The sequence below is a fragment of the Sphingomicrobium aquimarinum genome, assembly GCF_039655735.1.
GTDB classification, from domain to species: Bacteria; Pseudomonadota; Alphaproteobacteria; order Sphingomonadales; family Sphingomonadaceae; genus Sphingomicrobium; species Sphingomicrobium aquimarinum.
In genome coordinates, this window is the sequence record NZ_JBBYXH010000001.1 from 168,169 (window position 1) to 194,425 (window position 26,257).

Here is a 26,257-nt window from a genome sequence, read left to right on the forward strand (position 1 = left end):
TATCATAGTTGGCCGCCACCACGCTTCAGCGGGTGTAGCTCAGTTGGTTAGAGCGCCGGCCTGTCACGCCGGAGGTCGCGGGTTCGAGTCCCGTCACTCGCGCCACTTTCCCCCTATCGGAGGAGAGGGCGCGGTTCCTCCCGAAACCCGAATTCGCCGCGCTTTTCCTAGCGCCAGCGGCCCGTTTCCATCCAGCGTAGTGCGGGCTTCAAGGGGATCACCCAGCCGAGCCCCGCAACGAGGTAGAAAAGCATCTGGACGAGGACGGGCCAGGTCGACACCCAGTCGGACGCCGACACGACGAGTGCGGTCCATGCCGAAATCCACAGGACGATGCCGAGGACGCCGATGGCGACGCGCGATTTGGGCTCGTGACGTTCCTCGCTCACGAGCGGAAATCCTCGATGCCGCGCGGGCTGACGAAGAGGTCGAGCGGAATGTCCCATTCGTCGGTCGGAATGTCTTGGAAGAGACGCTGCATCTGCCAGCCGATACCGCAGACGAGCGCGCCGTCGACCTGCGCGAGGACGCGGTCGAAATGTCCCTTGCCCTGCCCGATCCGCATGCCCCCGTTACCGACCGCGAGGAGCGGGACGAGAATGAGGTCGGGTCGAACTTCCGGTGCGTCCGGCGAGGGTTGGGGGATGCGGAACGGACCCGGCATATCGGGATCGCCGGCACGGAAGACGAAGCGGTCCTCGTCTTCGCCGAAACAGGGATAGGCGACCGTTCGGCCGAGGCGGCGCGCGCGTTCCAGCGCGGCGTCGGGCGAGATTTCGCCTCCAACGGCGCGGTAGGCGCCGACGATCTGCGCGCTTGCAAGGTAGGGAGCGAGCAGTTCGGCGAGCTGCTCTTCCAACGCGTCGCGCGTGATGTCCTCGAGCGAGCAGACGAACGTTCGCCGTCGCTCGCGCATGTCGGCGCGGATGTCCGATTTAGTGTGGGGGAGTGGTGCGTTCATGGTGACGGGACCGCCTTGGTCGTTGCCTCTGTATCCTCTGACGCCAAAACGTCAGGTGGGCGCCATGTATCCCGGACCACGGTCCGGGTAGGGACGGCTCCCTAGGATGTAGAAAGCCTCAGGGATAGTAGAACGCTCGTGCCAGGCAGTACCCGTCCCGCACGATGTAGGGACGAGGGTGGGCAAGCTCAAGCGCCCTGCTCGAGAGTTTCGGCAAGCGCTTCCAGCCGTTCGGCGAGCCGTGTCGCACGGGCGGCCGCCTGCGGATCGACAGGCGGCGCAACCGGCTCGTCCGACGCAAGATCGTCGGCGAGCATGAGTGCGGCATAGAAATAGAGGCTGGTGTCGGACAGGTTGCCCAGAGCCTCGCGCGCCTTCTCGCAACGGTCCTCGACGATCTGGCCGGCGCGGACGAGCTTTTCCTCTTCGCCATCCTTGGCGCGGATGCGATAGTCGCGCCCGTTGATGTGCAGGGTAACCTCGGCCATCAATCGCTCTCCGCATTCGCGAGCAAGGCGTCGAGATCGGCCAGTACCGCACGCATTTCCGCGCGCAATTTCGCTTCCCCGTCGGGACGGCTCGCGAGCGCCTTCTCGATCCGCGCGAGGGCGGCATCGGCGCGGTCGAGCGCATTGTCGAGGGTGGGATCGGCCATGTCAGTGGGGACGTAGGCCAGCCGATACGCCCCTGCAAGGGGATCGCACGGCGGTTTGTGGGCGGGCATGGTTGACGTGCGTTTCCACGCCTTCCAATAGCAGCCTCACGACCCCCTGAAGACGAGGATCAGCATGCCGACCAAGCGCCGCCTAGCCAACGCCATCCGCGCGCTCTCGATGGATGCGGTGCAAGCCGCCAACTCGGGGCATCCCGGAATGCCCATGGGAATGGCGGATGCGGCCGTCGCGCTCTACGCAGATCATCTCAAGCACGATCCAAGTGACCCGAGCTGGCCCGACCGCGACCGCTTCGTCCTGTCGGCAGGGCACGGATCGATGCTGGTGTACGCGCTCTTGCACCTGACGGGCTACGCGCACCCGACGATGGACGAGATTCGCAATTTCCGGCAGCTCGGCAGTCCCTGTGCCGGGCACCCCGAGAATTTCATGCTGGACGGCGTCGAGACGACCACCGGGCCGCTGGGGCAGGGACTTGCCACCGCGGTCGGGATGGCGATCGCGGAGCGTCACCTCAACGCGATCTACGGCGATGATCTCGTCGATCATCATACCTATGTTATCGCGGGCGACGGGTGTCTGATGGAAGGCGTCAATCACGAGGCGGCGGGGCTGGCGGGCCATCTCCAGCTCGGGCGCCTCATCGTACTGTGGGACGATAACGAGATCACCATCGACGGCTCGACCGATCTTTCGCGCACCGAAGACGTGCTCAAGCGGCACGAGGCGATGGGCTGGTCGACCTTCAGTTGCGACGGGATGAGCGCGGACAGCGTCTCGAAGGCGATCGGCGAGGCCAAGGCGAGCCACAAGCCGAGTATCATCCGCTGCCGCACGACCATCGGCTACGGCGCGCCCAACAAGCAGGGGACCGCGGCGACGCACGGTGCCCCGTTGGGCGATGAAGAAATTGCCGCCGCGCGTGCCGAGCTCGGCTGGGATGCCGAACCCTTCGTCATTCCCGACGACGTGCGGGACGCATGGCGCGACCTCGGGCAGCGCGGCGTGGAGGCCCACAAGGCCTGGAAGGGGCGGCTCGCCGATCATGCCGACGCCAGCGACTTCCGGAGCCGGATCGACGGCAAGTTCGATCGCCGCTGGCTTTCGGGATTGCTCGAGGACCTCATCGCCAAAGGCGAAAAGATGGCGACGCGGAAGGCCAGCCAGATCGTGCTCGACACGATCAACGAGGCGATCCCCGCCACGATCGGCGGATCGGCGGATCTCACCGGATCGAACAATACCAAGGCGGGCGGGATCGAGCCGCTTACCGCAAGCAATTACGGCGGACGCTACATCTACTACGGCATTCGCGAATTCGGCATGGCCGCTGCGATGAACGGCATGGCGCTGCACGGAGGCGTGCTGCCCTATGGCGGCACCTTCCTCGTCTTCGCGGACTATTCGCGGCCCGCGATCCGGTTGGGATCGCTGATGGGCGCGAAGGTCGTCCATGTGATGACCCACGACAGCATCGGGCTGGGCGAAGACGGGCCGACGCATCAGCCGATCGAGCATTTGCAGAGTCTGCGCGCGATGCCGGGACTGACCGTCTATCGTCCCGCCGACGCGGTCGAGACAGCCGAAGCCTGGGCGGATGCGCTGGCGGGGGACGGGCCTAGCTTGCTCGCGCTCTCGCGACAGGGCCTGCCCGCGGTGCGCACCGAGAAGCAGAGCGACAATCTGGTCGCCAAGGGTGCCTATCGGTTGAAGGCGGCGGACAAGGACCGTCGCGTCATCCTGATCGCCACGGGAAGCGAAGTGCATCTCGCGCTCGAAGTCGCTGCGCGGCTCGAGAATGACGGGATCGGCGCCGACGTCGTCTCGATGCCAAGCTGGGAGAAGTTCGAGAAGGAGGACGCGGCCTATCGTGCCGATCTCCTTCCGGACGTCGATCCCTCCGAGGTCCTGCGCGTCTCCATCGAGGCGGGGACGACCTTCGGCTGGTCCGATATCACGATGAAGAACGGGCTCAACATCGGGATCGACCGCTTCGGGGCCAGCGCCCCCGCGCCCGACCTGTTCGAGAAATTCGGCTTCACGCCCGAGGCCATCCAAACCAAGATCATGGAGCATCTGAAGAATGACTAGAGTCGCCATCAACGGTTTCGGTCGCATCGGTCGCCTCGTCGCACGGGCGATCCTCGAGCGGGACGATCATGACCTCGAATTGGTGGCGATCAACGATCTGACCGACACCGAGCATAATGCGACCCTGTTTCGCTACGACAGCACGCATGGCCGCTTTTCCAAGCCCGTCGAGGTGCGGGAAAATTCGATCATTGTCGACGGGCACAAGATCGAGATGGTCGCCGACCGCGATCCGGCGAACCATCCGCACAAGGAAATGGGCATCGACATCGTCCTGGAATGTACGGGAGCCTTCCAGAGCCACGAAGCGGCCAAGCCGCATCTCGATGCGGGCGCCAAGCGCGTGCTCATCAGCGCCCCGGCCAAGAATGTTTCCAAGACCATCGTCTACGGGGTCAACCACGATACACTCACGGCGGACGATGTGATCGTCTCCAATGCAAGCTGCACGACCAACTGCCTCGCGCCGGTCGCCAAGGTGCTCAACGATACAGTCGGCATCGAACGCGGATTCATGACGACGGTGCACAGCTACACCAACGACCAGCGCATCCTCGATCAGACCCACAGCGATCTGCGGCGGGCGCGTGCTGGCGCGGTGAACATGATTCCGACGACGACGGGCGCGGCGCGCGCTGTCGGGCTGGTGCTTCCCGAACTCGCGGGCAAGCTCGACGGCTCGTCGGTGCGGGTGCCCACCCCGAATGTCAGTCTCATCGATCTCGTATTCCAGCCGGGGCGCGACACCGATGCCGACGAATTGAACGCGGCGCTCAAGGCCGCCGCCGACGGTGCGATGAAGGGCGTGCTCGATTATACCGATGAGCCGCTCGTCAGTTCGGACTTCAACCATCATCCGGCGAGCTCGACCGTCGACAGCCTCGAGACAGCCGTGCTCGAGAACAAGCTCGCGCGCGTCGTCAGCTGGTACGATAACGAATGGGGCTTCTCCAATCGCATGATCGACACCGCCGGGGTGATGGCCAAGCTGATCTGATGCGAACGTCCGCCGAGGAACATTCATGACTTTCAAGACACTCGACGACCTGCCCGCCGACCTTTCGGGGAAGACCGTGTTGGTGCGCTGCGACCTCAACGTCCCGATGCACGACGGAGACGTCAGCGACGATACGCGGCTGCGGGCGCATCTGCCGACGATCGCCGAATTGTCGGACAAGGGCGCCAAGGTTCTGCTGCTTTCGCATTTCCGGCGCCCGAACGGCGCGCCGCAGCCCGGCATGTCGACGGCGCTCCTGGTCGAGACGATGCGTGAGTTGACGGGGCGCAGCGTGCGCTATGTCGAGGACTGCCAAGGGGTCGAAGCGGCGCGGGCGGTGTCGATCATGCTGCCGGGGTCGATCGGCATTCTCGAGAATACGCGCTTCCACGCTGGCGAGACCGAAAACGATCCCGAATTGGCCAAGGCCATGGCGGCGCTCGGCGACTATTTCGTCAGCGACGCCTTTTCGGTGGCCCACCGTGCGCATGCGTCGACGGTGGGCGTGGCGGAACATCTCCCCTCGTTCGCAGGGCGGGCGATGGAGACTGAGCTGTCGGCGTTAGCCAAGGCTTTGGGCGAGCCCGAACTTCCCGTCGCCGCGGTCGTCGGCGGCGCAAAGGTCTCGACCAAACTCCAGGTGCTCGAGCATCTCGTCGACAAGGTCGATCATCTCATTATCGGCGGCGGGATGGCCAATACCTTTCTTGCCGCGCGAGGGGTGGAGGTGGGCAAGAGCCTGATGGAGCGCGATCTGGTGCCCGATGCGGACGGCATCTTCGAGGCGGCAGACCGGGCGGACTGCACGATCCACCTGCCCTACGACGTGGTCGTCGCCAAGGAATTCGCCGCCAATCCCGACAGTCTGCGGACCTGCAACGTGCATGAAGTCGCCGACGACGAAATGATCCTCGACATCGGCCCGCAGGCCACCGAGGCGCTCGCCGATGTGCTCAAGACCTGCAACACCCTGGTGTGGAACGGGCCGCTCGGCGCGTTTGAAACCGCGCCGTTCGACGCGGCGACGGTCAGCCTCGCGCGCACGGCGGCGGCGCTCACGAAGGAAGGCTCTCTCGTCAGCGTTGCGGGAGGCGGCGATACCGTCGCAGCGCTCAACCAGGCGGGGGTGGCCGACGATTTCAGCTTTGTCTCGACCGCGGGCGGCGCTTTTCTCGAATGGATGGAAGGCAAGACGCTTCCGGGTGTAGCGGCACTGGAGCGCGCCGACTGATGGCCGACTTCAATGCGACGATCGAGGCGCTAGAGCATCAGTGGATGCGGGCGTGGGTCGAGGGCGAGAACAAGAAATTGACGGCGATGACGTCGAAGAGCTTCCGTTTCGTGCTGGGCGGCGAGAAACCAGTGCTGCTCGACCGCGCCAGCCTCGTGCGGGCGCCCAAGGACGAATTCTCGTGTCGGGGTTATCGGTTCGGGAAAATCTATACGCGCAAGCACGGACGCATGGCGCTGTTCGCGACACCCGCCGAACTCGAGATGACGTTGGACGGCGGCGACTGGAAGGGGAGCTTCTGGTTGCAGGACCTGTGGGTGAAGCTGCGCGGGCGCGGATGGCGGATGGAGGAGCGCAGCCTGGCGCGTCTCGAGACCGACATGAGCGTTGCCAAATCGCTCCACGCGCTCCAGCTCTGGAACTAGGCCTTCTCCACTTCCTCGCCCTCGCTCGGGGGCTCGATTTCGTGCTTTTCCTGAAGCCGTTTTGCGATCAGCGAGGCCAGTGCCGCCCATAGCGCGCCGACGCCCCAGCCCGCGAGCACGTCGGTCGGCCAATGGACGCCGAGATAGACGCGGCTCACGCCGACGAGGAAGGTCAGCAGCAGCGCCGCGCTCATCAGGTAGATGCGCACGCCCGTGTCGGTGCGCGTGCGTGCGACGAGGGCCGCGAGCGTAAGGTAGACGAGTGCACTGTTCATCGAATGGCCGCTCGGAAAACTCAGCGAATGCACTTCCACGAGGTGCGGGACGAGATCTGGCCGAGCCCGCGAGAACAGCGACTTCAGAAGATCGGTCAGGATTGCGCCCGTGACGATGACCGCCGCGACGAACAGCGCGATCCGCTGCCGCCCGATCGCCAAAAGGTAACCGACAGCAAAAATCGTCACGAACGACAGGATGGTCCCGCCGCCCATTGCCGTAATGTCGATCATCGCGCTCGTGACCCATCCAGGGGCGATCGCCTGTGCCGGATCGGTCGCCAGCCGAAGGCCCGAGATGATCGTCTGGTCGAAGGCGAAACTGTCGCCTTCCAAGATCTCCTCGGCAAGGACGGCGAGCCCGAACAAAACTAGGGTCGAGATCATGAAGCCGACGAGAAGCCAGCTGTCGATGCGATGGGCGCGGTGCCAGAGGCGATGCAGGAAGGAGCCGTGATCGAGCATGCCCCTTTCAGCGTCGTGTCGGCACGGGAGTTCCCTTGGCGCGGTTGGGAGCGTTCACAGCATTGCGGGTACCACTGGGCCCCGCTAGGCGACGCGCATACGTATGCATGGGTAGGGGAATTTTTCGATGCACGATCCGAAAATGATGGCGCAGATCGTCGGCGGGGCGGGGTTCATCGCCGCGCTCGACCAGTCGGGCGGCTCCACTCCCAAGGCGTTGGCGGGCTACGGCATCGCCGAGGATGCCTATTCGAATGAGGACGACATGTTCGCCCGCATCCACGAGATGCGTGAGCGGATCGTCACCGCGCCGAGTTTTTCGGGCAAGAAGGTGCTGGGCGCGATCCTGTTCGAGAAGACCATGGACGGCGAGGCGGACGGCAAGCCCGTGCCCCAACATCTGTGGGAGCGGGGCGTCGTTCCCTTCCTCAAGGTCGACAAGGGGCTGGAGGCCGAGGACCGCGGCGTCCAGATGATGAAGGAGATGCCCGGTCTCGACGCGATGTTGGACCGCGCGCGGCAACGCGGCATTTTCGGCACCAAGATGCGCAGCGTCATCAACGAGGCGCATGACGAGGGGATCGGCGCGATCGTGGAGCAGCAATTCGAAGTTGCCAATCGGATCATCGACAAGGGGCTGATGCCGATCGTCGAGCCTGAAGTGAACCTGCGCAGTCGTTCGCGCGGGGAAGCGGACCGCATCCTGCTGACCAAGCTGGTGGCGGCGCTAGGATCGCTCGAACCGGGGCGGAGGGTCATGCTCAAGCTGAGCCTTCCCGAGCAGGACGAGTTGTTCGCGCCGCTCGTGGGGCATCATGCCGTCGCGCGCGTGGTGGCGCTTTCAGGGGGGTATACGCGCGAGGAAGCGGTCGAAAAGCTGTCGCGCAACACCGGCATGATCGCGAGCTTCAGCCGCGCGCTGCTGCAGGATTTGCGTAGCCACATGGACGATGCGGCTTTCGACAAGGCGCTGGGCGGTGCGATCGACGAGATCTACGCCGCCAGCGTCTGCAACGGCTAGGGAGTAGCAAACCCGAAGCGGTAGGCCGACGGCGCGGTCGTCTGCCCCGCCATCGTTCCCGGTTCGGCCGAAACGAGCGTGACGTAGCGATCGCGCACCCACTGCGGTTCGCCGAGGGTGAGATAGGTGGTCTCGCGCCAGCCGGGACCGTCGATCCGCGTCTCGAGGATCATCCGGCCCGCCCATGTGCAGCGCGCATTGACCGGGCAGCGGCTGTCTTCATGGACGCGCATCGGGGTCGCCACCAGGCGCGGCGCGACGAAGACCGGCTGGCCCAGCGGAACGGCGATCTCCTGAGGCTGGGGGACGGGCCCGTCGATCAGCGGGCGATCCTCATATTGGGCGCAGGCGCTCAGGCCCGCGGCGATGGTCGTGACGATCAGCAATTGACGCATTGGCATGAGCCCTCTTCCCGTGGCAGTGGGGCGCGATGATCGACGATGATGACCCTTTCACCCCGCCGCCGCGCCAGCAGCCCTGCGATCTCTACCTCATCAGCCCCGCCGATGTCAGCGGCGATTTCGCTGCGCGGCTGAAGGATGCGGTCGCGCACCAGGCGGTGACCGCCTTCCAATTGCGGCTCAAGGGGACGGAGAGCCATGATGTGGCGCGTGCCGCGGCACCGTTGCAGGAGATCTGCGCCGAGGCGGACGTCGCCTTCATCGTCAATGACGATGTGGCGATGGCCAAGCGGCTCGATGCGGACGGGGTCCATCTGGGGCAGGGCGACGGCGACGTGCGCGACGCGCGTGCGGTGCTGGGGCCGTCGAAGCAGATCGGGGTGACCTGTCATGCGAGTCGTCACCTCGCGATGGAGGCGGGTGAGGCGGGTGCGGACTATGTCGCCTTCGGAAGTTTCTTCCCGAGCGCGACCAAGCCGAGCGAGCATCGACCCGAACCGCCGATCCTCTCCTGGTGGGCCGGCCTCTTCGAATTGCCCTGTGTTGCCATTGGCGGCATCACTGCAGAGAATTGCGCACCGTTGGTCAGAGCGGGAGCGGATTTTCTTGCGGTCAGCCAAGCGGTGTGGAGCGCGCGCGACGTGACAGCGGCAATCGAGGCGTTCGTCCCGAATCTGAATGAGGGATAGATATCGCGGAACGTGCGTTCGCTATCCGATCAATCATTTCGGGAGTGAACCTATGCCGCGTACCGCTATCGTCTCCTCGTTCTCGCTCGCCATCGCCCTCGCGCTTGGCGGCAGCCTTGTCGCTCCTTCGCAGGATGCGACCGCCGCGCCGCAGAATGCGACGGGATCGCAGTCCTCGCCCTCGCAAACGTCTGGCTCGCAATCGACCGATTCCAGCCAGAATGCACAGTCGAACGCGCAGGACAGCCGGACGCTCTCGCAGCGGATCAACAACCTCCCTGCTTCCAAGGACGGTCAGTACGACGAGCAGATCCTGCACGCGCAGGTCCTGCTCGATGTAGCGGGCTTTTCGCCGGGCGTGATCGACGGGATGGAGGGGACCAACTTCGAAAAGGCGCTCCGTGGTTTCCAGGAAGCGAACGAACTTGAAGTGACGGGTTCGCTCGACGAAGAGACCCGTTCGCTGCTCATGCGCGACAAGCGCCAGCCGACCAAGAAGCTCAAGATCGACAGTTCGGTAGTCGACGGCAATTTCGTGCCCGACTGGCCCGAGGATGCCGAAGCGCAGTCCAAGCTCGAGCGGCTGAACTATCGCAACCTGCTCGAAGAGGTCGCGGAGCGGTTCCACACCACGCCCGACACGATCATCGCGCTCAACGATCCCTCGACCGAACTCAAGATCGGCTCGGTGCTGACGCTGCCCAACGTGCTGCCCACCAGCCGCGAGTATAGCGGTGAGGTCTATTCCGAATATCGCAACTGGTTCAACGCCATGAACGTCAACGCGACGGGCAAGAAGGGCGACCGGATCATCGTCGACAAGTCCGAAGGTGTGATGGAAGTCTATGACACGGAAGACAAGCTGATCGCCACCTTCCCGGTGACGACGGGTTCGGAAAAGGATCCGTTGCCGCTCGGAAACTGGGAAGTGACGAGCTTCGCCTTCCTCCCCGAGTTCAGCTACCAGCCCGACCTGTTCTGGGACGTGCCCGACAGCGAGGAAGAACAGATGCTGCCGCCGGGCCCCAACGGTCCGGTGGGGGTCGCCTGGCTCGATCTGACGAAGGAGCATTATGGCATCCACGGTACGAGTGCGCCGTCGACGATCGGCTATGCGCAGAGCCATGGATGTCTTCGCATGACCAATTGGGACGTGCTGAAACTCGCTTACATGATGAGCCCGGGCTTCTCGGCGGAATTCGTCGCCTAGATCGATGCGTTCGATCCTCGTTGCCATCGCGACGGCGATCATCACCTCGATGGGGTGGCTGGTCGCCGTCAAGTCGGGAGCGGTGACTGCCGCACCCGCTTCGGTCGAGGCTCCCACGGAAGACGGTGTGCCCGAACACCCGCGATCGGTCGCCGAGGAGGGGCTCGATCGCGGGGACACGGTGCGCGTTGCGCCTCGCATGGACCCGAGCCTTCGCCGCGCCCGGTCGGTCGAGATCGGGCCGCGCGGGCTTGCGGTGCCCGTCGCCGGGATCGCGCCCGGGGACCTGGTCGACACGTTCACCGCGGCGCGCGCGGGTGGTGCCCGTCGCCACGATGCCATCGACATCATGGCCGCGACGGGGGTGCCGGTCGTCGCGGCGGCACCCGGCATCCTCGAGAAAATCTATTATTCCGAGGGCGGCGGCGGCAAGACGCTCTACGTCCGGTCGGGCGACAAGAGCTGGGTCTATTATTACGCCCATCTCGATAACTATGCGCCGGGTTTGAAGGAAGGCGACCGGATCGCGCTTGGGCAGACGCTCGGCACCGTCGGTTACAGCGGCAACGCCTCGCCCGATGGGCCGCACCTTCATTTCGCGATCCATCGGATGGAGCCCGAGGAGAGCTGGTGGGAAGGCCGACCGGTCAATCCCTACCCGCTTCTTGCGGGCGAGGACGATGAAGGCTAGGCGGGGCGCGAACCAACCCTAGCACATTCGAAGAGGTCCACAGACCCATGAAAATGAACGCGGTCGACATTCGTCCCGGCAATATCATCGATTACGAGGGCGGCCTGTGGAAGGCCGTGAAAATCCAGCATACGCAGCCCGGCAAGGGCGGCGCCTACATGCAGGTCGAACTCAAGAACATCGAGGACGGGCGCAAGACCAACGTGCGTTTCCGCTCGGCGGAATCGGTCGAGAAGGTGCGGCTGGATACGAAGAATTTCCAGTTCCTGTTCGCCGATGGCGAGGAACTCACGTTCATGGACAAGGAAACCTTCGAGCAGACGATCGTCCAGCGCGACATGCTCGGTGATCAGGCGGCCTTCCTCAACGATGGCATGGACGTCATCCTCGAAACGCACGAGGATCGCCCGATCAGCGTCCAGCTTCCGCAGCATGTCGAAGCCGACATCGTCGAGGCGGACGCGGTGGTAAAGGGCCAGACGGCAAGCTCGAGCTACAAGCCCGCCGTGCTCGATAATGGCGTCAAGATCATGGTGCCGCCCCATATCACCTCGGGCACGCGCGTGATCGTCGACACGACCGACTTCACCTACGTGAAGCGCGCCGACTGATGCGGCTGGCACTTCTTCTCGGTGCGGCGTTCGCGGTATCGGCCTGCGACCAGCAATGGTCCTCCGACGAAGCCGAGGCGGGGCGCGCCGAAACGGCCGAGGAAGAAGTGCAATCGACGGGCGGCGAGGTTGCGACATTCGGCAACGGCATCAAGCGGGTCGAGAGCAACGGCACCGTTCTCGAAACCGTCGAGCGGCTGGAGGCTGCGCTGGACGAGGGCGGCTTCATGGTCGTCGCGCGCATAGATCACGAGATGAATGCCGGCACGGTCGATCTCGAATTGGGGCCGACGGTCACGATCATCTTCGGCAAGCCCGAGGTCGGAACGGGTCTCATGCAGGCAGCGCCGGGCGCGGCGCTCGACCTGCCGCAGAAGATGGCGGTCTACCAGGAGGCCGACGGCAAAGTGATGATCGCCTACAACAGCCCCGTCTGGCTGGCCTCGCGCCACGGGATCGAAGGCGAAGACGAGCGCGTACAGAAGGTCGCGACCGCCCTCGAGGGCCTGGCAACGTCGGCAGCTGGCAAGGCAGGCTCGGCGCGAGAAGACGATAACGGTCCGGGTGATGCGCCCGTGATCATGAACGAAGAAACGAGCGAATAGATGGTATCCCATTCGGGTCTGATTACGGTGATGGAACGCGCCGCGCGCAAGGCTGCGCCGCGGCTGCGTCGCGATTTCAACGAGGTCGAGCAGTTGCAGGTGTCCAAGAAGGGCCCGGCCGATTTCGTGTCGATGGCGGACAAGCGTTGCGAGGCGACGATCGTCGAAGAATTGCGGCACGCACGCCCCGACTGGGGGATGGTGCTGGAAGAGGGCGGTACGATCGAGGGCGATCCCGACAAGCCGCGCTGGATCGTCGATCCGTTGGACGGCACCTCGAACTTTCTCCACGGCATCCCGCATTTCGCCATTTCGATCGCGGTCGAGGACAAGAAGCCCAATGGCGATCCGGAAGTGACCCATGCGCTGACCTACCAGCCGGTAACCGACGAGAGCTTTTGGGCCGAGAAGGGTCGCGGGGCCTGGTTGCAGGACCAGCGGCTGCGCGTCTCGGCGCGGCGGCATCTCGACGAGGCGCTCATCGGGACGGGTATGCCCCACTTCGGTCGCGGTAACATCGGCCAGTGGGTGCGCATCTACGGCGCGGTCGGGGCGGAAGTGTCGGCGATCCGCCGGTTCGGCGCGGCAACGCTCGATTTCGCCTGGGTCGCCGCAGGACGCATGGACGGCTTCTGGGAAGACGATCTCGATATCTGGGACGTCTCGGCGGGCCTCCTGCTGGTGCGCGAGGCGGGTGGATTCGTGACCGATTATCGCGGGCAGGACCGGATGCGCCAGAAGCGCGAATATCTGGCGGCGAACAGCGATCTTCATTCCAAGCTGCACAAGCTCGTCGCGGGCGCGCTGCGCTAGCCCGCGCCGCATGGGCTTTTGGCGGTTGCGAAGGCCCTTCCTCCTGTCCTAAAGCGACCCGCGAACCCCTAGCGGAGAGACCCTTTGGCCGACGTTGCCGCCGACTATCTTCCCATCCTCCTGTTCCTCGGCATAGCGCTGGCGCTGTCGGCGCTGTTCGTGTTTCTGCCGATGGGCGTGTCGCGCCTGACGGGCGCGCATCGGCCCGATCCGCAGAAATTGTCGGAATATGAGTGCGGCTTCCCCGCTTTCGAGGACAGTCGCGACCAGTTTGACGTGCGTTTCTACCTCGTCGCCATCCTGTTCATCATCTTCGACCTCGAAGCGGCCTTCCTGTTTCCCTGGGCGGTGAGCGTGCTCGGCCTTGGATGGGCGGCATGGGCCGCGATGATGATTTTCTTGACCGAATTGACGCTGGGCCTCGTCTACGCCTGGCAGAAGGGAGCGCTCGAATGGGAGTAACCTATTCGCCCAAGCCCACCGAGCAGGACATCGCACGGATCGAAGGCCTTGAGGTCGGCGAGCCGGACGCTGAAACGCTCGCCAAGTTCAAGGAAATGCAGGCCGAATTGGACGAGAAGGGCTTTCTCGTCACCTCGACCGAAGACCTGTTCAAATGGGCGCGTACCGGCTCCTTGTGGTGGATGACCTTCGGCCTCGCCTGCTGCGCGGTCGAGATGATCCACGTCAACATGCCGCGCTACGATCTCGAGCGTTTCGGCGCCGCTCCGCGCGCATCGCCGCGTCAGAGCGACGTGATGATCGTCGCGGGCACGCTGTGCAACAAGATGGCCCCGGCGCTGCGCAAGGTCTACGACCAGATGAGCGAACCGCGCTACGTCATCTCGATGGGCAGTTGCGCTAACGGCGGCGGCTATTATCACTATAGCTACAGCGTGGTGCGAGGCTGCGATCGTATCGTGCCGGTCGACATCTACGTGCCGGGCTGCCCGCCGACGGCCGAAGCCTTGCTCTACGGCATCATGCAGTTGCAGCGGAAGATCCGCCGCGAGGGCACGATCGAGCGATGAGTTTGTCCTACCCGAAAATTGCCGAGCGCACCGATTTTCTGGACGGCGTCCGGTCGAGCCATGGCAAAGGCATCGTCGAGGAGGCGAGCCATGTCGGCGAACTGACGCTGACGGTGACGCGCGAGACGCTGGTGCCGCTCCTGAAAAGCCTGCGCGACGAGCATGGCTACCAGCAGCTGATGGAGATTGCGGGCGTCGATTATCCCGAACGGCCCGAGCGGTTCGAGGTGAATTACCACCTGCTTTCGGTCACGCATAACCATCGGTTGCGCGTGAAGGTGATGACCGACGAGGATACGCCGGTGCCGAGCGTGACGGGGCTGTGGCCGGTCGCCGGATGGCTCGAGCGCGAGGTGTTCGATCTCTACGGCGTCGATTTCGCGGGCAATCCCGATTTGCGGCGGATCCTTACCGATTACGGGTTCGAGGGCCATCCGCTGCGCAAGGACTTCCCCATGACGGGGCATGTCGAAGTGCGCTATTCGGAAGCCGAGAAGCGCGTCGTCTACGAGCCGGTAAGCCTCGCGCAGGATTTCCGCACGTTCGACTTCCTCAGCCCTTGGGAAGGGCCCGAATATCGCCTGCCGGGCGACGAAAAGGCCGAAGCCACCGCCCCGGGCGGCCAGTCGCCCGCCAAGGCGCCGGCCGGCCCCGAAAAGGTCGATGCGAAAGCGGGGCCGGGCGACCCCAAGACGACCGAGAGCACCAAGGACACGGGCGCGGGCGCGCCGACCAATAAGAAGGCCGAGGAAGAAGCGCGCGACAGCGCCGCCTCCAAGGCCGATCATGCAGGCGGCAAGGACAGCGACGTCAAGGCGCCCGAAACCCGTGAGGATGCGCCGGCCGAGCCGCGCAAGGACGAGAAATGAGTGATCCCCAGATCAAGGTCGTCGAAGTCGCGGGCGCGCCGGGCGAGACCCAGCTGATCCGCGAGCATACGCGCGCCGACAGCATGGACAATCCGACCGCCGGCGACGAGGCGGTCTCGAACTATACGATTAACTTCGGACCCCAGCATCCGGCGGCGCACGGCGTGCTGCGGCTGATCATGGAGCTGGACGGCGAAATCGTCGAGCGCGTGGATCCGCATGTCGGCTTGCTCCACCGCGGCACCGAGAAGCTGATCGAATATAAGACCTACGCGCAGGCTTTGCCCTATTTCGACCGGCTCGATTACTGCTCGCCGATGTGCATGGAGCATAGCTACGTGCTCGCGGTCGAGAAACTGATGGGGCTCGAGGTCCCGATCCGCGCCCAGTACATCCGCACGATGATGGCGGAAATGACCCGCATCTTTAATCACATGCTCAACCTCGGCAGCCATGTGATGGACGTCGGCGCGATGACGCCGAACCTGTGGCTCTTCGAAGTGCGCGAGGATATCGCGCAATTCTACGAAGCCGTTTCCGGCGCGCGGATGCACGCCAACTATTTCCGCGTCGGCGGGGTGCACCAGGACATTCCCGAAAGCGTGCTGGCCGACTTCAGCGAGTTTCTCGACAACCGCCTTCAGCTTTTCGAGGATGCGATCAGCCTCGTCGCCGACAACCGCATCTTCAAGCAGCGCAACGTCGATATCGGCGTGGTGAGCAAGGAAGACGCGCTGGCGTGGGGCTTCAGTGGCCCGATGATCCGCGCGAGCGGCATCGCGTGGGATTTGCGCAAGTCGCAGCCCTACGAAGTCTATGATCGCATGGAGTTCGACGTGCCCGTCGGCACGCGCGGCGATTGCTACGACCGCTTCATGGTCCGCGTCGAGGAAGTCCGCCAGTCGGCGCGCATCATTCGCCAGTGCCTGTCGGAAATGCCCGATGGCCCGATCGGCAGCCTCGACCGCAAGGTCTTCCCGCCCTCGCGCGGCGAAATGAAGCAGTCGATGGAAGCGCTCATCCATCACTTCAAGCTCTACACCGAGGGCTATCACGTCCCCGCGGGCGAAGTGTATGTAGCGACCGAAAGCCCCAAGGGCGAATTCGGCGTCTATCTCGTCGCCGACGGCACGAACAAACCCTACCGCTGCAAGATCCGCCCGACGGCCTTTTCGCACCTCCAGGCAATGGACTTCATGATGAAGGGCCACATGCTGGCGGACACCACCGCCGTGCTGAGCGCGATCGACGTAGTGTTCGGGGAGTGTGACCGGTGATTGCCGCCGCTTTCTCCATAGCTTTGGCGTGCCCAGCGCCCGAACCGATGGGGCTTAATCGCAGCGCTCAAGTTGAGGCTTACGCGCAGAGAAGCATCGCTATTGTTAAGGCTGCAAAAGCGTTGGACCGGGAGCAAATTGAAGAGTGGGTGCGGCCGGATGCTGAATTCTCTTATGTCACTGGCGGTCCGACCATAATGTTCGCCTCGGGCTTTGCTGGGATCGCAGATCTCGCGGTATTGCTGAACAGTTCATTCGTTTTTGATGTTCGTTACGAACACCATAGAACGGATCCCTGTGGTGATTATACAATCGACATTCGTTTCCCGGACGATGATGGCAGCAAGACTGTGACTGTTGAATTTTCCTACGAGGACGGAACGCTCGTGTCGGCTGTTGGGACGCTGCGATCCACCGTAACTGGATCGCTCGAAGAGGTAATCAACTAATGGCCCTCCGTCATTTCGCCGAAGACACGCCGGACCTGCGCGCCAAGTGGGGCGATTTTGCGTGGGACGAGACGTCTGCGCCAATCGCCGAAACCATTTTCGCCAAATATCCGGCGGGGCGCGAGGCCTCGGCGATGCTGCCGTTCCTCGACCTCGCCCAGCGGCAGGTCGGGCGGATGACCGATACGCAAGGCTGGCTGCCCGTGCCCGTCATCGAGTTCGTCGCGCGCGCGGTAAACCAGCCGGTGGTGCGCGCGATGGAAGTCGCGAGCTTTTACACGATGTACAACCTCGTGCCGGTCGGGAAATTCCATGTGCAGGTTTGCGGCACGACTCCCTGCATGCTGCGTGGGGCGGAAAGCATTATCGAGGCCTGCAAGGCGATGGGCATGAAGAAGGGTCACACCACCGACGACGGGCTGTTCACGCTGACCGAGGTCGAGTGCATGGGGACCTGCGCCAACGCGCCGATGATGCAGATCAACGATGACAATTACGAGGATCTGACCGCCGAAACGACCAAGGCGATCCTCGAAGCGCTGGCCCGCGGCGAGCAGCCGAAGGTGGGGTCGCAGATCGGCCGCCAAGCGAGTGTGCCCGAAGGCGGGCCGACGAGCCTCAAGAAGATGGCCGAGCGCAATTACGATTATCGGGGGCAGTGGTAGATGGATATCGTCGCCATCCTCGTCGCGCTGGTGATCGCGTTCGTCATCTGGAAGTTCGTGGTGGGCTTCGTGAAGTTCGCGCTGATCGCGGTTGTAATCCTCGTCGCGCTCTTCTTCGTCTTCGGCGGGGTGCCGGCATGATGCATCTCGTCATCAAGATCGGTGTCGCGGTGCTCGGGCTGATGCTCGCGCTATACCTGCTCAAAAACCTGTTCGGGCTGATCATCGGCCTAGTGCTCGCCGCGCTTCTCTATGTCGGCGCGACCAAGATGCTGGAGAAATATTGATGAACGGCATCACCAGCCTTGAGGACAAGGACCGGATCTTCACCAATGTCTACGGCTATCAGGAGCCGTGGCTGAAGGCGGCGCAGGCGCGCGGCGACTGGGACGATACCAAGGCGCTACTGAAGCGCGACCCCGATGCGATCATCGAGGAGGTGAAGGCCTCGGGCCTGCGCGGTCGCGGCGGCGCGGGCTTCCCGACGGGCGTGAAGTGGGGCTTCATGCCCAAGGAGCCGACGCCCGGGCGCCCCAATTTCCTCGTCATCAATGCGGATGAGTCCGAGCCCGGTTCGTGCAAGGACCGCGAGATCATCCGCCACGATCCGCACAAGCTGATTGAAGGGGCGTTGATCGCCAGCTTCGCGATGCGGGCGCGGGCGGCCTACATCTACATTCGCGGCGAATATATCGCCGAGGCGATCGCGATGCAGCGCGCCATCGACGAAGCATACGAGGCGGGCTTCATCGGCAAGAACGCCTGCGGCTCGGACGTCGACTTCGACCTGTTCCTGCACCGCGGGGCAGGGGCCTATATCTGCGGCGAAGAAACCGCGATGCTCGAAAGCCTCGAGGGCAAGAAGGGTCAGCCGCGGTTGAAGCCGCCGTTCCCAGCGGGCGCGGGGCTCTACGGGTGCCCGACCACGGTCAATAACGTGGAATCGATCGCGGTTGTGCCGACGATCCTTCGCCGCGGCGCCGACTGGTTCAAGTCGTTCGGCCGCGAGAACAACCACGGCACCAAGCTCTTCCAGATTTCGGGCCATGTCGAAAAACCCTGCGTGGTCGAGGAAGCGATGAGCATTCCCTTCCGCGAGCTGATCGAGAAGCATTGCGGCGGTATCACCGGCGGGTGGGACAATCTCCTCGCGGTGATCCCCGGCGGCTCGTCGGTTCCACTGGTGCCGGCGAAGGACATCATGGATTGTCCGATGGATTTCGACGGATTGAAGGAGCAGGGCTCGGGCCTCGGCACCGCGGCGGTCATCGTCATGGATAAGTCCACCGACATCGTGAAGGCGATCAGCCGGATCAGCTATTTCTACAAGCACGAGAGCTGCGGCCAGTGCACTCCCTGCCGCGAAGGTACGGGCTGGATGTGGCGCACGATGGAAAAGCTGGTGAAGGGCGACGCCGAGGTCGGCACGATCGACCGGCTGCACGACGTCACCAAGCAGGTCGAGGGTCACACCATCTGCGCATTGGGCGATGCGGCAGCCTGGCCGATCCAGGGCCTCATCAAGCATTTCCGCCCCGAGATCGAGCGCCGGATTGCAGCGCAGGACGGCGACCGGCCGGCGATCGCGGCGGAATGACAGCGATATTGTAGGACTTGCTTATCCTCGGCACCGAGCGCAACATGGGACTCGATCGGGAGGAAAGTTTATGAATACGCTTAAAATCATTGCCGCTTTTGCCTGTATCGCGTTTTGCTCGGCCGCCTTCGCTAGCAGCGCGGCTGCGCAGCAGGCGCCGAATGCGGACTCTTTCGCGCCGAACAAGAAGTATTTCGAGCAGGAATATAACCAGCGGCTGCTGATGGATGACAACAAGGCGGCTACACGCCTTTGGCAGAAGGGTCAGACGCTCGCGAACTGCCTGGTGCGCTCGGCGGGTGACGAGGCTGGCTCGTATATTGGCGGCGCCATCGTCGATGACGAGAAGTATGGCAAGCTCACAGAAGGCCTGCGGCAAGATCACCGTTCCTGCATGACGGAAGAGGCCTCCGGCGTATCGCCGATGATCGCCAGTGCAGCCCTCGCCGAGCGAGTCGTAATGGAACGGCGCCAGACGATGGTTCTCGGACTTGGCGATGCGAGTCCGTCGGAAGCCCAGGCTTTCATCATGTCGGGCGGGTCGGACATCGACGTGGATACGATCGGCCGCTGCGTCGCCGTTCTCGCGCCGCGCCAAGCGATCGCCGTGCTCGAAACGGGCGCGGGAACCGACGCCGAACTCGCAGCGCTCGACACGCTATATGCGGCAGCTCCGCAATGCGGGCTGAAGGAGCGGCCGGCCGATATTCCGCCCATCTTCCAGCGCGCCGCGGCCGCAAACGGTCTCTATTTCTGGAGCGCTCGCGGGTAGTCTGAAAGGGGAGCCTCATGGGAGGGGTGGGAAGTCGCGAATCTAGTGCGCGGGATCGCCCCCCTCGAAGCATCGTGTCCCAACCGCTTAACATGACATTTCATGGTCGTTGTCTGGCATTCAGACAAGGTTCACCGGGTGGTTTTAGCGTATTCTGACGAAGGTCTCGGAAAGTCGTTTTGTTTCCCAACCGTGTCAGCAGGAGGCCCCACGTGGCTCTTTTCCTCAAAATTCCGGCAATGCTAGCGGGTGCGGCCGCAGGTCTCCTTGTCGCTGGGCCCGCTATGGCGCAGCAGACCCAGCCCCAGAACGGCAATCAAGGTCAGCAGCAACAGCAGCAGAAGCGGCCACAGTACGATCCCTACGCTGCCCAGCGCCAACAGCGCGAACTCAACGAGCGGCGCCTCAGTGCTTTCGAGAACCTCGCTTACGGGACGCGTTTCGGAGGCCTTGAATATCAATCCAGCGTGTCGGTACTCAATCAGGCGCGTGCTGTTGCGAGATGCGTTGTTGCGTCCCGCGGCGAGCGTGCGGCCAGCCTCGTTAGACTCGGGGAGACACAGAATTACGAGGCGATGGTCGGCGCGATTGCGCGTAGCCATCCGATCTGTGTCGAGCAGATGCAATTCGCAGTGCCCGCCGAGTATCTCCAGGCTGCCATTGCGGAGCGTCTCGTCGGGCAGGCACCGACCATCATTCGTCTCGGTCCGGCAGAGGCCAAGGATTTTATCTATGGCGAAGGGGTCAAGGTCACGATGGATACGGTGGCGCGGTGCGTCGCATACACAAATGCTTCTGCGGTCGGAGCCTATCTTGGCCGCGATCCGTCACAGGAAGAGACCGACGAGCGATCCCGTTTGAAAGCTCTCTACGCCTCCGCGAGCAATTGCGGGGTAGATGAAGTCCCCGATATCTCGCCGATCGAACAGCGGCGCAGTCTCGCTCTGGGACTCTTTCAACTCGCCCAGCGGAGCTAAGACAGATGAGGCGTTTCCTTGCCGGTCTTGGTTTCGCTTGGTTCGTTCTCGTCGCGGGGCAGATCCCTGCTTTCGCGCAGGATAGGGAGGCAAGCTCCGACGGCCAGCCTGCGATCATCATCGAGCGGATCGTGACCGGCGAGGATGGTCGTCCGGTCGAGCGTCCAAGCAACCGCAAATCCCCCCCCGGGAGGCTGGGGATGGTCAATCAGGAAGATGAAATCGACTTCGGCGCGGCCGGTCTTGCGCGACGGTTCGATACCAACAATCCCGTCGCGCGCTACGGGCATGCGGGTGAGATGGCGGAATGCGTTCTCGCATCGGTCGGTAACGGCGCCGCATCTTACGTATCGACCGAATTTGAAACCGAATATGAGACGCTTTGGAAAGCCTATCGTGGAAGGCATCTTCACTGCGTCAACAGCGCCGAGCGCGCGGCGCCGATCATGATGGTCAATGCTGCGCTCGCCGAACTACTCGTCGTGCGGAACGTCGACCAGCCGCCCCTTCGAGCGGCGGCGGTGGACAACGGTCGAGCTTGGTCATTCATCCAGGGTCCCGAGGGCGTCAGTCATATTGCGACCGTGGGTCGGTGTATCGTCGCGCTCTCGCCGGGCTATGCGTACGACGTGCTCTTCACGACCCCCGGCTATCCCGACGAGCGCGAAGCGTTGGACCGGGCTTATTCCAATTCGCCCGAGTGCGGCCTCTCCGAGCGGCCCAAGGGCCGTATGTCCACGATCTATCAACGGATGGCGCTGACGATGGCGTTGTTCAATTGGTATGATGTTTCTTCCATGGCGGGCGCGTCCAATTCATGAAGCGGCTCATTTTCTGTTTGGTCGCATGTATATGGTCTTCCGGTGCGATGGCTCAAGACCGTGACGATGACCAAGAAGGTGTCGAGGGGCAACAAGCCATCGTTATCGAGGGCGAGGCGCTCGAGGACGACGACACGATCGAGGAGCGGACCTCGCCGGTTGCGGAACCAAGATCCAAGTCACTGATGGGATCGATCAACCTAGCGACGGACGGTACCTCGAAAAGGGGTCCGTACTTCGGCATAGATTCGATAGATTGGGAAGCGATCTGGCTGCAGAATCAGTTCTCCGGGTACGATGTGCTCTATCGCTACGGTATGGCCGGCTATGTAGCGAATTGCGCCGTCGCGTCGATCGGCGATCGCGCAGCCGCTTATGTTTCCGAGCGACCCGAAGATGGTTTTGATTCGATCTCGAAGGCCTTTCTCGGTCGCCACCGGCATTGCCTCACTTCGGCTGCAGCCGGTGCGCCGACCCCGCTGATCAACGCTGCACTCGCCGAGATCATCGTCACACGGCGCATCGTCGATGTGCCAGACCGGTCCGAGACCATTGATGTGGAGGCAGCCAACCGGTTCATTCATGAAGAGGATTCTGTTGGTGACAGCGACATTGCGACGGTTGCGCGCTGCCTGGCGGTAGTGTCGCCCGGCCGATCTCTGGCTGTTCTACGCGAAGAGCCGATGAGCGAGGAGGAAAGCACCGCGCTTCGAGCTCTTTATTCGGCCTCGCCGGAATGCGGATTGAAGGACACTCCGGACCTCCATCCCGTCTATCAACGTAATGCGATCGCGATGGCACTTTTTCGCTGGTATCGCCTCGGTTAACGTCGCCAGCGATGATCGGTTGGAAGCGTTCGCCGCGCTCCTTCAATCGCCTGGCGCGAATTTGAATCTGGGCCAAGCGACGGGTTGCACTTTACCCCCATCTCTTCCAGAGAGACGCCCAAGACGCGGCTCCTGTCGCGGAACTGATAACGTGTAGCGGATCGAACATGCCCAAACTCACCGTCGACGGCGTTGAACTGGAAGTCCCCGATGGGGCGACCGTGCTGCAGGCTTGCGAGCTTGCGGGCAAGGAAATCCCGCGATTCTGCTATCACGAGCGCCTCTCGATCGCGGGCAACTGCCGGATGTGCCTCGTGGAGGTGAAGCCGGGACCGCCCAAGCCTCAGGCGAGCTGCGCGCTGCCCGCCGCCGACGGGCAGGAGATCCGTACCGACACGCCGATGGTCAAGAAGGCGCGCGAAGGGGTGATGGAATTCCTTCTCATCAACCACCCGCTCGACTGCCCCATCTGCGACCAAGGTGGTGAATGCGACCTCCAGGACGAGGCGATGGCCTACGGGCGCGGTTACACGCGGTTCGACGAGAACAAGCGCGCGGTCGAGGACAAATATATGGGGCCCATCGTCAAGACGGCGATGACCCGCTGCATCCAGTGCACGCGCTGCGTACGTTTTGCAGACGAAGTGGCGGGCACGCCCGAGCTCGGCATGTATTTCCGCGGCGAGGATGCGCAGATCACGACGTATCTCGAAACCGCGCTCCAGTCGGAGCTGTCGGGCAATCTTCACGATCTTTGCCCCGTCGGCGCGCTGCTGTCGAAGCCCTACAGCTTCGAGGCGCGGCCATGGGAGCTGAAGAAGGTGCCGGGGATCGACGTGCATGACGCGGTCGGCTCGAACATCCGTTACGACGTGCGCGGGCGGCAGGTGATGCGGGTGCTTCCGCGCATCAACGACGACGTCAATGAGGAATGGATCTCGGACAAGGCGCGGCATCATGTCGATGCGCTGGTGCGCGGCCGCCTCGACCGCCCGTGGATCCGCGAGAATGGGAAGCTGCGCGCCGCCGACTGGAACGAGGCGCTGCAACTGTTCGCCGACAAGCTGGGCGAAGCGAAATCGAAGGTCGCGGCGATCGCAGGCGATCTGGTCGATGCCGAGACGATGTATGCCGCAAAAGCGCTGTTGAAGCAGCAGCGGGGCAAGCTCTTCGAGGGCCGTCAGACGGGGCTAGACTATGACGTGTCGAACCTCGGTGCGGTGCGGTTCTCGACCCCCATTGCGGAGATCGAGAATGCGGGCGCGGTGCTGCTCGTCGGCACGAACCTGCGCTGGGAAGCGCCGCTCGTGAACACACGCGTGCGCAAGGCTTTCCGTCGCGGCGCGAAGATCTACGGTGTCGGGCCGCAGGTCGACCTTGGTTATCCGGTCGAATGGCTGGGCGAGGGGCTCGATGCGCTTTCCAAACTGCCCAAGGCAGTGGTCGAGGCGTTCAAGGGGGCCCATGCGCCGGTCGTGATCGGTGGGCCGGCTGTTTTGGCCTCTGGTGGGCAGGGCGACCTGATCGCGGCCGCCAACACATTGGGTGCCAGCCATAATCTCGTCCACACCGCGGCGAGCCGGATGGCGGGGCTGCTGCTGGGATATCACCAGGATGGCGGGATCGCCGACATCGTCGATGCCAAGCCAAAGCTCGTGCTGCTGCTCGGCGCGGACGAAGTCTCGGCCGAGGCCTTCCCCAAGGCGTTCAAGGTCTATGTCGGTCACCACGGCGACAAGGGAGCGGCGATGGCCGATCTCGTGCTGCCGGGTGCGGCGCCGGCGGAGAAGCATGGTACTTACGTCAATCTCGAAGGGCGCGTGCAGCGCTCGGAAAAGGCCGTTTTCGCGCCGGGCGATGCGCGCGAGGACTGGTCGATCTTCCGCGCGGTCAGCGATCTGACGGGCACGCCCTTGAAATTCGACAACTTCGCAATGCTGCGCGCCGCGATGAAGCAGGATCATCCCGAGCTCGGCGCCGATGAGGGCGCACTGCTCGACTGGGCGTTCGATCCGCCGTCGATCGACGCGGTCGGCTCGGGTGCGCTCGCTTATCCGATCGGCGACTATTATCTCACCAACGCCATCTGCCGCGCCAGCCCGACCATGCGCCGTTGCTCGGCCGAACTCGTTCATGGCGAGGATTTTGCGGAGGCGGCAGAATGATCGTTCTCGTCGGCCTCCTCGTCGTGATCGCTGCGCTCGTCGCACTGGCGACGCTGGTGTTTCCGGTCGTCGGCCAAGGGGTGCAGTTCCTCTTTACCGAAGGCGCCGTCGCCTCGTTCCAGAGCGCCGGGATGCAGGACGGTTGGGCCTGGTTCCTCGGCACGACGATCCACATTCTCGTCATCGCGCTGCCGCTGATGCTCGCGGTGGCGATGGTCATCTATGCCGAGCGCAAGATCTGGGCCGCGATGGCGCTGCGGCGCGGGCCCAACGTGGTCGGACCGTTCGGGCTGCTGCAGAGCTTCGCCGACGGGCTGAAGGTATTCCTCAAGGAAACGATCATCCCGTCGAGCGCCAACAAGGTGCTGTTCCTGATCGCGCCGATCATCACCTTCACCATCGCGCTGCTCGTCTGGGCGGTGGTGCCGTTCGACGTGGGCGTGGTGCTGGCGGACCTCAACATCGGCCTGCTCTACATTCTCGCCGTCGGCTCGATCGGCGTCTATGGCGTGATCATCGCGGGCTGGGCGTCCAACTCCAAGTATCCGTTTTTCTCCGCGCTTCGTGCCGCGGCGCAGATGGTCAGCTACGAAGTCAGCCTCGGCTTCGTCATCATCTGCGTGGTGCTGTGGGCGGGGACCTTCAACATGACCGGGATCGTGCTCGCGCAGACGGGCCATGTCCTGGGCTTCCTCAACGGCTTCGGGTTCAACCCGCTGCTGTTCCCCATGGCGGTCGTGTTCCTCATCTCCTCGATGGCGGAAACCTTCCGAACGCCCTTCGACCTTGTCGAGGCGGAAAGCGAACTCGTTGCCGGCCACCAGACCGAATATAGCTCGATGAGCTTCGCGCTCTTCTGGCTCGGCGAGTATGCCAACGTGCTCTTGATGTGCGCGCTGAACGCGATCCTCTTCTGGGGCGGGTTCCTGCCGCCCGTCGACTGGGCGCCGCTCTACTGGATCCCCGGTATCTTCTGGCTCTTCCTCAAGATCGGCATCTTCTTCTTCATCTTCGGGTGGGTGAAGGCGACCGTGCCGCGCTACCGCTACGATCAGCTGATGCGCCTTGGGTGGAAGATCTTCCTGCCGCTCTCGATTCTCTTCGTGATGGTCATTTCGGGCTATCTCATGCTTACGCGCTATAATGGAGGCGTCTTGTGATCGCGCACGCCATCAAGAGCTTCACGCTGTGGGAATTTCTCAAGGCGCATGCGCTGACCTTGAAATATTTCTTCAAGCCCAAGGCGACGATCAACTACCCCTACGAGAAGACCCCGCAGAGCCCGCGTTTTCGCGGCGAGCATGCCTTGCGCCGCTACCCGAACGGGGAAGAGCGGTGCATCGCGTGCAAGTTGTGCGAGGCGATCTGCCCCGCGCAGGCCATCACGATCGAGGCCGAGCCGCGCGCCGACGACAGCCGCCGGACCACGCGCTACGACATCGACATGGTGAAGTGCATCTATTGCGGGCTCTGCGCCGAGGCGTGCCCCGTGGATGCGGTGGTGGAAGGGCCGAACCTCGAATTCGCGACCGAAACGCGCGAGGAACTTCTCTACGACAAGGCCAAACTGCTCGAGAATGGCGACAAGTGGGAAAGCGCCATCGCGGCCAATCTTGCCGCCGACGCGCCCTACCGCTAGGGCGCGCT

At 63.5% G+C, this 26,257-nt stretch carries 33 protein-coding genes, 1 tRNA gene and 1 other RNA gene; 28 read left to right on the forward strand and 7 right to left on the reverse strand.

All coding sequences use genetic code 11. The features are described from left to right. The first annotated feature begins 28 nt into the window (after positions 1-28). Positions 29-105 (forward strand) — tRNA-Asp (locus WJS89_RS00915). Positions 106-167: 62 nt separating this feature from the next. On the opposite strand, the gene WJS89_RS00920 is transcribed toward WJS89_RS00915, so the two are convergent. The 5 genes from WJS89_RS00920 to WJS89_RS00935 all read right to left on the reverse strand — a co-directional run bounded on the left by WJS89_RS00920 (position 168) and on the right by WJS89_RS00935 (position 1,616). Next, entirely contained in the window at positions 168-389 is a 222-nt protein-coding gene (locus WJS89_RS00920) for a DUF2842 domain-containing protein (RefSeq protein WP_346339053.1), read from the reverse strand. Further along, the gene (locus WJS89_RS00925; protein ID WP_346339054.1) at positions 386-961 is read right to left on the reverse strand and encodes a 5-formyltetrahydrofolate cyclo-ligase; all 576 of its coding nucleotides are present in this window, start codon (positions 959-961) and stop codon (positions 386-388) included. The genes WJS89_RS00920 and WJS89_RS00925 overlap by 4 nt, the downstream gene beginning before the upstream one ends. 3 nt (positions 962-964) lie before the next feature. Next, positions 965-1,116: non-coding RNA, 6S RNA (gene ssrS / locus WJS89_RS12425), on the reverse strand. A 33-nt stretch (positions 1,117-1,149) separates the two neighbouring features. Continuing rightward, positions 1,150-1,449 (reverse strand): cell division protein ZapA, encoded by a 300-nt coding sequence (locus tag WJS89_RS00930; RefSeq protein WP_346339055.1) that lies wholly within the window; start codon positions 1,447-1,449, stop codon positions 1,150-1,152. Next, positions 1,449-1,616 carry a hypothetical protein gene (locus tag WJS89_RS00935; RefSeq protein ID WP_346339056.1) on the reverse strand — a complete coding sequence of 56 codons (168 nt, stop codon included), beginning with the start codon at positions 1,614-1,616 and terminating at the stop codon, positions 1,449-1,451. The genes WJS89_RS00930 and WJS89_RS00935 overlap by 1 nt, the downstream gene beginning before the upstream one ends. A gap of 133 nt (positions 1,617-1,749) precedes the next feature. Between WJS89_RS00935 and tkt the strand changes: the two genes are divergently transcribed. Genes tkt through WJS89_RS00955 form a run of 4 tightly spaced genes read left to right on the forward strand, consistent with a single transcriptional unit; the run spans position 1,750 to position 6,379 of the window. Further along, a complete protein-coding gene (gene tkt / locus WJS89_RS00940) occupies positions 1,750-3,726 on the forward strand; it encodes a transketolase (protein WP_346339057.1) in 1,977 nt (658 codons plus the stop codon). After that, entirely contained in the window at positions 3,719-4,723 is a 1,005-nt protein-coding gene (gene gap / locus WJS89_RS00945; RefSeq protein WP_346339058.1) for a type I glyceraldehyde-3-phosphate dehydrogenase, read from the forward strand. Before tkt ends, gap begins: the two co-directional genes overlap by 8 nt. A 25-nt stretch (positions 4,724-4,748) precedes the next feature. Beyond that, positions 4,749-5,954 (forward strand): phosphoglycerate kinase, encoded by a 1,206-nt coding sequence (locus WJS89_RS00950; protein ID WP_346339059.1) that lies wholly within the window; start codon positions 4,749-4,751, stop codon positions 5,952-5,954. Further along, positions 5,954-6,379 (forward strand): DUF4440 domain-containing protein, encoded by a 426-nt coding sequence (locus tag WJS89_RS00955; protein WP_346339060.1) that lies wholly within the window; start codon positions 5,954-5,956, stop codon positions 6,377-6,379. Before WJS89_RS00950 ends, WJS89_RS00955 begins: the two co-directional genes overlap by 1 nt. Here the strand turns inward: WJS89_RS00955 and WJS89_RS00960 are convergent. Next, on the reverse strand, positions 6,376-7,119 hold the full coding sequence (locus WJS89_RS00960) for a phosphatase PAP2 family protein (RefSeq protein ID WP_346339061.1): 744 nt from the start codon (positions 7,117-7,119) through the stop codon (positions 6,376-6,378). The genes WJS89_RS00955 and WJS89_RS00960 overlap by 4 nt on opposite strands. Positions 7,120-7,246: 127 nt before the next feature. Here WJS89_RS00960 and WJS89_RS00965 point away from each other — a divergent pair, with 127 nt between their 5' ends. Further along, the gene (locus tag WJS89_RS00965) at positions 7,247-8,140 is read left to right on the forward strand and encodes a fructose bisphosphate aldolase (protein ID WP_346339062.1); all 894 of its coding nucleotides are present in this window, start codon (positions 7,247-7,249) and stop codon (positions 8,138-8,140) included. On the opposite strand, the gene WJS89_RS00970 is transcribed toward WJS89_RS00965, so the two are convergent. Continuing rightward, positions 8,137-8,535 (reverse strand): hypothetical protein, encoded by a 399-nt coding sequence (locus WJS89_RS00970; RefSeq protein WP_346339063.1) that lies wholly within the window; start codon positions 8,533-8,535, stop codon positions 8,137-8,139. The two genes, WJS89_RS00965 and WJS89_RS00970, sit on opposite strands and share 4 nt — an antisense overlap. Positions 8,536-8,570: 35 nt before the next feature. Between WJS89_RS00970 and thiE the strand changes: the two genes are divergently transcribed. The 22 genes from thiE (at position 8,571) to nuoI (ending at position 26,249) form a co-directional block, all read left to right on the forward strand. Beyond that, on the forward strand, positions 8,571-9,230 hold the full coding sequence (gene thiE, locus WJS89_RS00975) for a thiamine phosphate synthase (RefSeq protein ID WP_346339064.1): 660 nt from the start codon (positions 8,571-8,573) through the stop codon (positions 9,228-9,230). A 52-nt stretch (positions 9,231-9,282) separates the two neighbouring features. Continuing rightward, positions 9,283-10,440, forward strand: coding sequence for a L,D-transpeptidase family protein (locus WJS89_RS00980; RefSeq protein ID WP_346339065.1), 1,158 nt, complete (start codon positions 9,283-9,285; stop codon positions 10,438-10,440). Positions 10,441-10,444: 4 nt separating this feature from the next. Continuing rightward, positions 10,445-11,131, forward strand: a complete 687-nt coding sequence (locus WJS89_RS00985; protein ID WP_346339066.1) for a M23 family metallopeptidase — start codon at positions 10,445-10,447, stop codon at positions 11,129-11,131. Positions 11,132-11,178: 47 nt separating this feature from the next. After that, positions 11,179-11,742, forward strand: coding sequence for an elongation factor P (gene efp, locus WJS89_RS00990; RefSeq protein WP_346339067.1), 564 nt, complete (start codon positions 11,179-11,181; stop codon positions 11,740-11,742). Beyond that, positions 11,742-12,347, forward strand: coding sequence for a DUF302 domain-containing protein (locus tag WJS89_RS00995; protein ID WP_346339068.1), 606 nt, complete (start codon positions 11,742-11,744; stop codon positions 12,345-12,347). Before efp ends, WJS89_RS00995 begins: the two co-directional genes overlap by 1 nt. Continuing rightward, the gene (locus WJS89_RS01000) at positions 12,348-13,160 is read left to right on the forward strand and encodes an inositol monophosphatase family protein (protein ID WP_346339069.1); all 813 of its coding nucleotides are present in this window, start codon (positions 12,348-12,350) and stop codon (positions 13,158-13,160) included. Between the two features lie 84 nt (positions 13,161-13,244). Further along, positions 13,245-13,622: an NADH-quinone oxidoreductase subunit A gene (ndhC, locus tag WJS89_RS01005; protein WP_346339070.1), complete on the forward strand. Its 378-nt coding sequence runs from the start codon at positions 13,245-13,247 to the stop codon at positions 13,620-13,622. Between the two features lie 95 nt (positions 13,623-13,717). Continuing rightward, positions 13,718-14,191, forward strand: a complete 474-nt coding sequence (locus WJS89_RS01010; RefSeq protein ID WP_431993763.1) for a NuoB/complex I 20 kDa subunit family protein — start codon at positions 13,718-13,720, stop codon at positions 14,189-14,191. Then, complete coding sequence (locus tag WJS89_RS01015) at positions 14,188-15,060, forward strand: NADH-quinone oxidoreductase subunit C (protein ID WP_346339072.1); 873 nt, start codon at positions 14,188-14,190, stop codon at positions 15,058-15,060. Before WJS89_RS01010 ends, WJS89_RS01015 begins: the two co-directional genes overlap by 4 nt. A gap of 83 nt (positions 15,061-15,143) precedes the next feature. After that, entirely contained in the window at positions 15,144-16,337 is a 1,194-nt protein-coding gene (locus tag WJS89_RS01020) for an NADH-quinone oxidoreductase subunit D (RefSeq protein WP_346340059.1), read from the forward strand. Continuing rightward, complete coding sequence (locus tag WJS89_RS01025) at positions 16,334-16,786, forward strand: hypothetical protein (RefSeq protein WP_346339073.1); 453 nt, start codon at positions 16,334-16,336, stop codon at positions 16,784-16,786. The genes WJS89_RS01020 and WJS89_RS01025 overlap by 4 nt, the downstream gene beginning before the upstream one ends. Further along, entirely contained in the window at positions 16,786-17,451 is a 666-nt protein-coding gene (locus WJS89_RS01030) for a complex I 24 kDa subunit family protein (protein WP_346339074.1), read from the forward strand. The genes WJS89_RS01025 and WJS89_RS01030 overlap by 1 nt, the downstream gene beginning before the upstream one ends. Next, positions 17,452-17,592: a hypothetical protein gene (locus WJS89_RS01035; RefSeq protein WP_346339075.1), complete on the forward strand. Its 141-nt coding sequence runs from the start codon at positions 17,452-17,454 to the stop codon at positions 17,590-17,592. It abuts the gene before it with no gap. Further along, entirely contained in the window at positions 17,589-17,738 is a 150-nt protein-coding gene (locus tag WJS89_RS01040) for a hypothetical protein (protein ID WP_346339076.1), read from the forward strand. Before WJS89_RS01035 ends, WJS89_RS01040 begins: the two co-directional genes overlap by 4 nt. Beyond that, positions 17,738-19,048: an NADH-quinone oxidoreductase subunit NuoF gene (gene nuoF / locus WJS89_RS01045; RefSeq protein WP_346339077.1), complete on the forward strand. Its 1,311-nt coding sequence runs from the start codon at positions 17,738-17,740 to the stop codon at positions 19,046-19,048. The genes WJS89_RS01040 and nuoF overlap by 1 nt, the downstream gene beginning before the upstream one ends. A 70-nt stretch (positions 19,049-19,118) precedes the next feature. Continuing rightward, positions 19,119-19,820 (forward strand): hypothetical protein, encoded by a 702-nt coding sequence (locus WJS89_RS01050; RefSeq protein WP_346339078.1) that lies wholly within the window; start codon positions 19,119-19,121, stop codon positions 19,818-19,820. Positions 19,821-20,104: 284 nt separating this feature from the next. Then, the gene (locus tag WJS89_RS01055; RefSeq protein ID WP_346339079.1) at positions 20,105-20,797 is read left to right on the forward strand and encodes a hypothetical protein; all 693 of its coding nucleotides are present in this window, start codon (positions 20,105-20,107) and stop codon (positions 20,795-20,797) included. Between the two features lie 5 nt (positions 20,798-20,802). Then, positions 20,803-21,618: a hypothetical protein gene (locus WJS89_RS01060; RefSeq protein ID WP_346339080.1), complete on the forward strand. Its 816-nt coding sequence runs from the start codon at positions 20,803-20,805 to the stop codon at positions 21,616-21,618. Beyond that, entirely contained in the window at positions 21,615-22,445 is an 831-nt protein-coding gene (locus WJS89_RS01065; RefSeq protein ID WP_346339081.1) for a hypothetical protein, read from the forward strand. Before WJS89_RS01060 ends, WJS89_RS01065 begins: the two co-directional genes overlap by 4 nt. A 167-nt stretch (positions 22,446-22,612) precedes the next feature. Then, positions 22,613-24,610: an NADH-quinone oxidoreductase subunit NuoG gene (gene nuoG / locus WJS89_RS01070; protein WP_346339082.1), complete on the forward strand. Its 1,998-nt coding sequence runs from the start codon at positions 22,613-22,615 to the stop codon at positions 24,608-24,610. 131 nt (positions 24,611-24,741) lie between these two features. Beyond that, complete coding sequence (gene nuoH, locus WJS89_RS01075) at positions 24,742-25,770, forward strand: NADH-quinone oxidoreductase subunit NuoH (RefSeq protein WP_346340060.1); 1,029 nt, start codon at positions 24,742-24,744, stop codon at positions 25,768-25,770. Further along, complete coding sequence (nuoI, locus tag WJS89_RS01080; RefSeq protein WP_346339083.1) at positions 25,767-26,249, forward strand: NADH-quinone oxidoreductase subunit NuoI; 483 nt, start codon at positions 25,767-25,769, stop codon at positions 26,247-26,249. Before nuoH ends, nuoI begins: the two co-directional genes overlap by 4 nt. Positions 26,250-26,257 lie beyond the last annotated feature (8 nt).

What these genes read in the sequence shown, in the direction of transcription:
- WJS89_RS01035 (WP_346339075.1), top strand. Translation starts at nt 17,452, where the DNA reads ATGGATATCGTCGCCATCCTCGTCGCGCTGGTGATCGCGTTCGTCATC.
- WJS89_RS01050 (WP_346339078.1), top strand. Translation starts at nt 19,119, where the DNA reads ATGAATACGCTTAAAATCATTGCCGCTTTTGCCTGTATCGCGTTTTGC.
- WJS89_RS00935 (WP_346339056.1), bottom strand. Translation starts at nt 1,616, where the DNA reads ATGGCCGATCCCACCCTCGACAATGCGCTCGACCGCGCCGATGCCGCC.
- WJS89_RS00930 (WP_346339055.1), bottom strand. Translation starts at nt 1,449, where the DNA reads ATGGCCGAGGTTACCCTGCACATCAACGGGCGCGACTATCGCATCCGC.
- WJS89_RS00950 (WP_346339059.1), top strand. Translation starts at nt 4,749, where the DNA reads ATGACTTTCAAGACACTCGACGACCTGCCCGCCGACCTTTCGGGGAAG.
- WJS89_RS01060 (WP_346339080.1), top strand. Translation starts at nt 20,803, where the DNA reads ATGAGGCGTTTCCTTGCCGGTCTTGGTTTCGCTTGGTTCGTTCTCGTC.
- gap (WP_346339058.1), top strand. Translation starts at nt 3,719, where the DNA reads ATGACTAGAGTCGCCATCAACGGTTTCGGTCGCATCGGTCGCCTCGTC.
- tkt (WP_346339057.1), top strand. Translation starts at nt 1,750, where the DNA reads ATGCCGACCAAGCGCCGCCTAGCCAACGCCATCCGCGCGCTCTCGATG.
- nuoG (WP_346339082.1), top strand. Translation starts at nt 22,613, where the DNA reads ATGCCCAAACTCACCGTCGACGGCGTTGAACTGGAAGTCCCCGATGGG.
- WJS89_RS01030 (WP_346339074.1), top strand. Translation starts at nt 16,786, where the DNA reads ATGGCCCTCCGTCATTTCGCCGAAGACACGCCGGACCTGCGCGCCAAG.
- nuoF (WP_346339077.1), top strand. Translation starts at nt 17,738, where the DNA reads ATGAACGGCATCACCAGCCTTGAGGACAAGGACCGGATCTTCACCAAT.
- WJS89_RS00980 (WP_346339065.1), top strand. Translation starts at nt 9,283, where the DNA reads ATGCCGCGTACCGCTATCGTCTCCTCGTTCTCGCTCGCCATCGCCCTC.
- WJS89_RS00965 (WP_346339062.1), top strand. Translation starts at nt 7,247, where the DNA reads ATGCACGATCCGAAAATGATGGCGCAGATCGTCGGCGGGGCGGGGTTC.
- WJS89_RS01000 (WP_346339069.1), top strand. Translation starts at nt 12,348, where the DNA reads ATGGTATCCCATTCGGGTCTGATTACGGTGATGGAACGCGCCGCGCGC.
- WJS89_RS01055 (WP_346339079.1), top strand. Translation starts at nt 20,105, where the DNA reads ATGGCGCAGCAGACCCAGCCCCAGAACGGCAATCAAGGTCAGCAGCAA.
- nuoH (WP_346340060.1), top strand. Translation starts at nt 24,742, where the DNA reads ATGCAGGACGGTTGGGCCTGGTTCCTCGGCACGACGATCCACATTCTC.
- WJS89_RS01015 (WP_346339072.1), top strand. Translation starts at nt 14,188, where the DNA reads ATGAGTTTGTCCTACCCGAAAATTGCCGAGCGCACCGATTTTCTGGAC.
- WJS89_RS01040 (WP_346339076.1), top strand. Translation starts at nt 17,589, where the DNA reads ATGATGCATCTCGTCATCAAGATCGGTGTCGCGGTGCTCGGGCTGATG.
- WJS89_RS00995 (WP_346339068.1), top strand. Translation starts at nt 11,742, where the DNA reads ATGCGGCTGGCACTTCTTCTCGGTGCGGCGTTCGCGGTATCGGCCTGC.
- efp (WP_346339067.1), top strand. Translation starts at nt 11,179, where the DNA reads ATGAAAATGAACGCGGTCGACATTCGTCCCGGCAATATCATCGATTAC.
- WJS89_RS01010 (WP_431993763.1), top strand. Translation starts at nt 13,718, where the DNA reads ATGCAGGCCGAATTGGACGAGAAGGGCTTTCTCGTCACCTCGACCGAA.
- WJS89_RS00985 (WP_346339066.1), top strand. Translation starts at nt 10,445, where the DNA reads ATGCGTTCGATCCTCGTTGCCATCGCGACGGCGATCATCACCTCGATG.
- WJS89_RS01020 (WP_346340059.1), top strand. Translation starts at nt 15,144, where the DNA reads ATGGACAATCCGACCGCCGGCGACGAGGCGGTCTCGAACTATACGATT.
- WJS89_RS00925 (WP_346339054.1), bottom strand. Translation starts at nt 961, where the DNA reads ATGAACGCACCACTCCCCCACACTAAATCGGACATCCGCGCCGACATG.
- WJS89_RS01065 (WP_346339081.1), top strand. Translation starts at nt 21,615, where the DNA reads ATGAAGCGGCTCATTTTCTGTTTGGTCGCATGTATATGGTCTTCCGGT.
- thiE (WP_346339064.1), top strand. Translation starts at nt 8,571, where the DNA reads ATGATCGACGATGATGACCCTTTCACCCCGCCGCCGCGCCAGCAGCCC.
- WJS89_RS00955 (WP_346339060.1), top strand. Translation starts at nt 5,954, where the DNA reads ATGGCCGACTTCAATGCGACGATCGAGGCGCTAGAGCATCAGTGGATG.
- WJS89_RS00970 (WP_346339063.1), bottom strand. Translation starts at nt 8,535, where the DNA reads ATGCGTCAATTGCTGATCGTCACGACCATCGCCGCGGGCCTGAGCGCC.
- WJS89_RS00960 (WP_346339061.1), bottom strand. Translation starts at nt 7,119, where the DNA reads ATGCTCGATCACGGCTCCTTCCTGCATCGCCTCTGGCACCGCGCCCAT.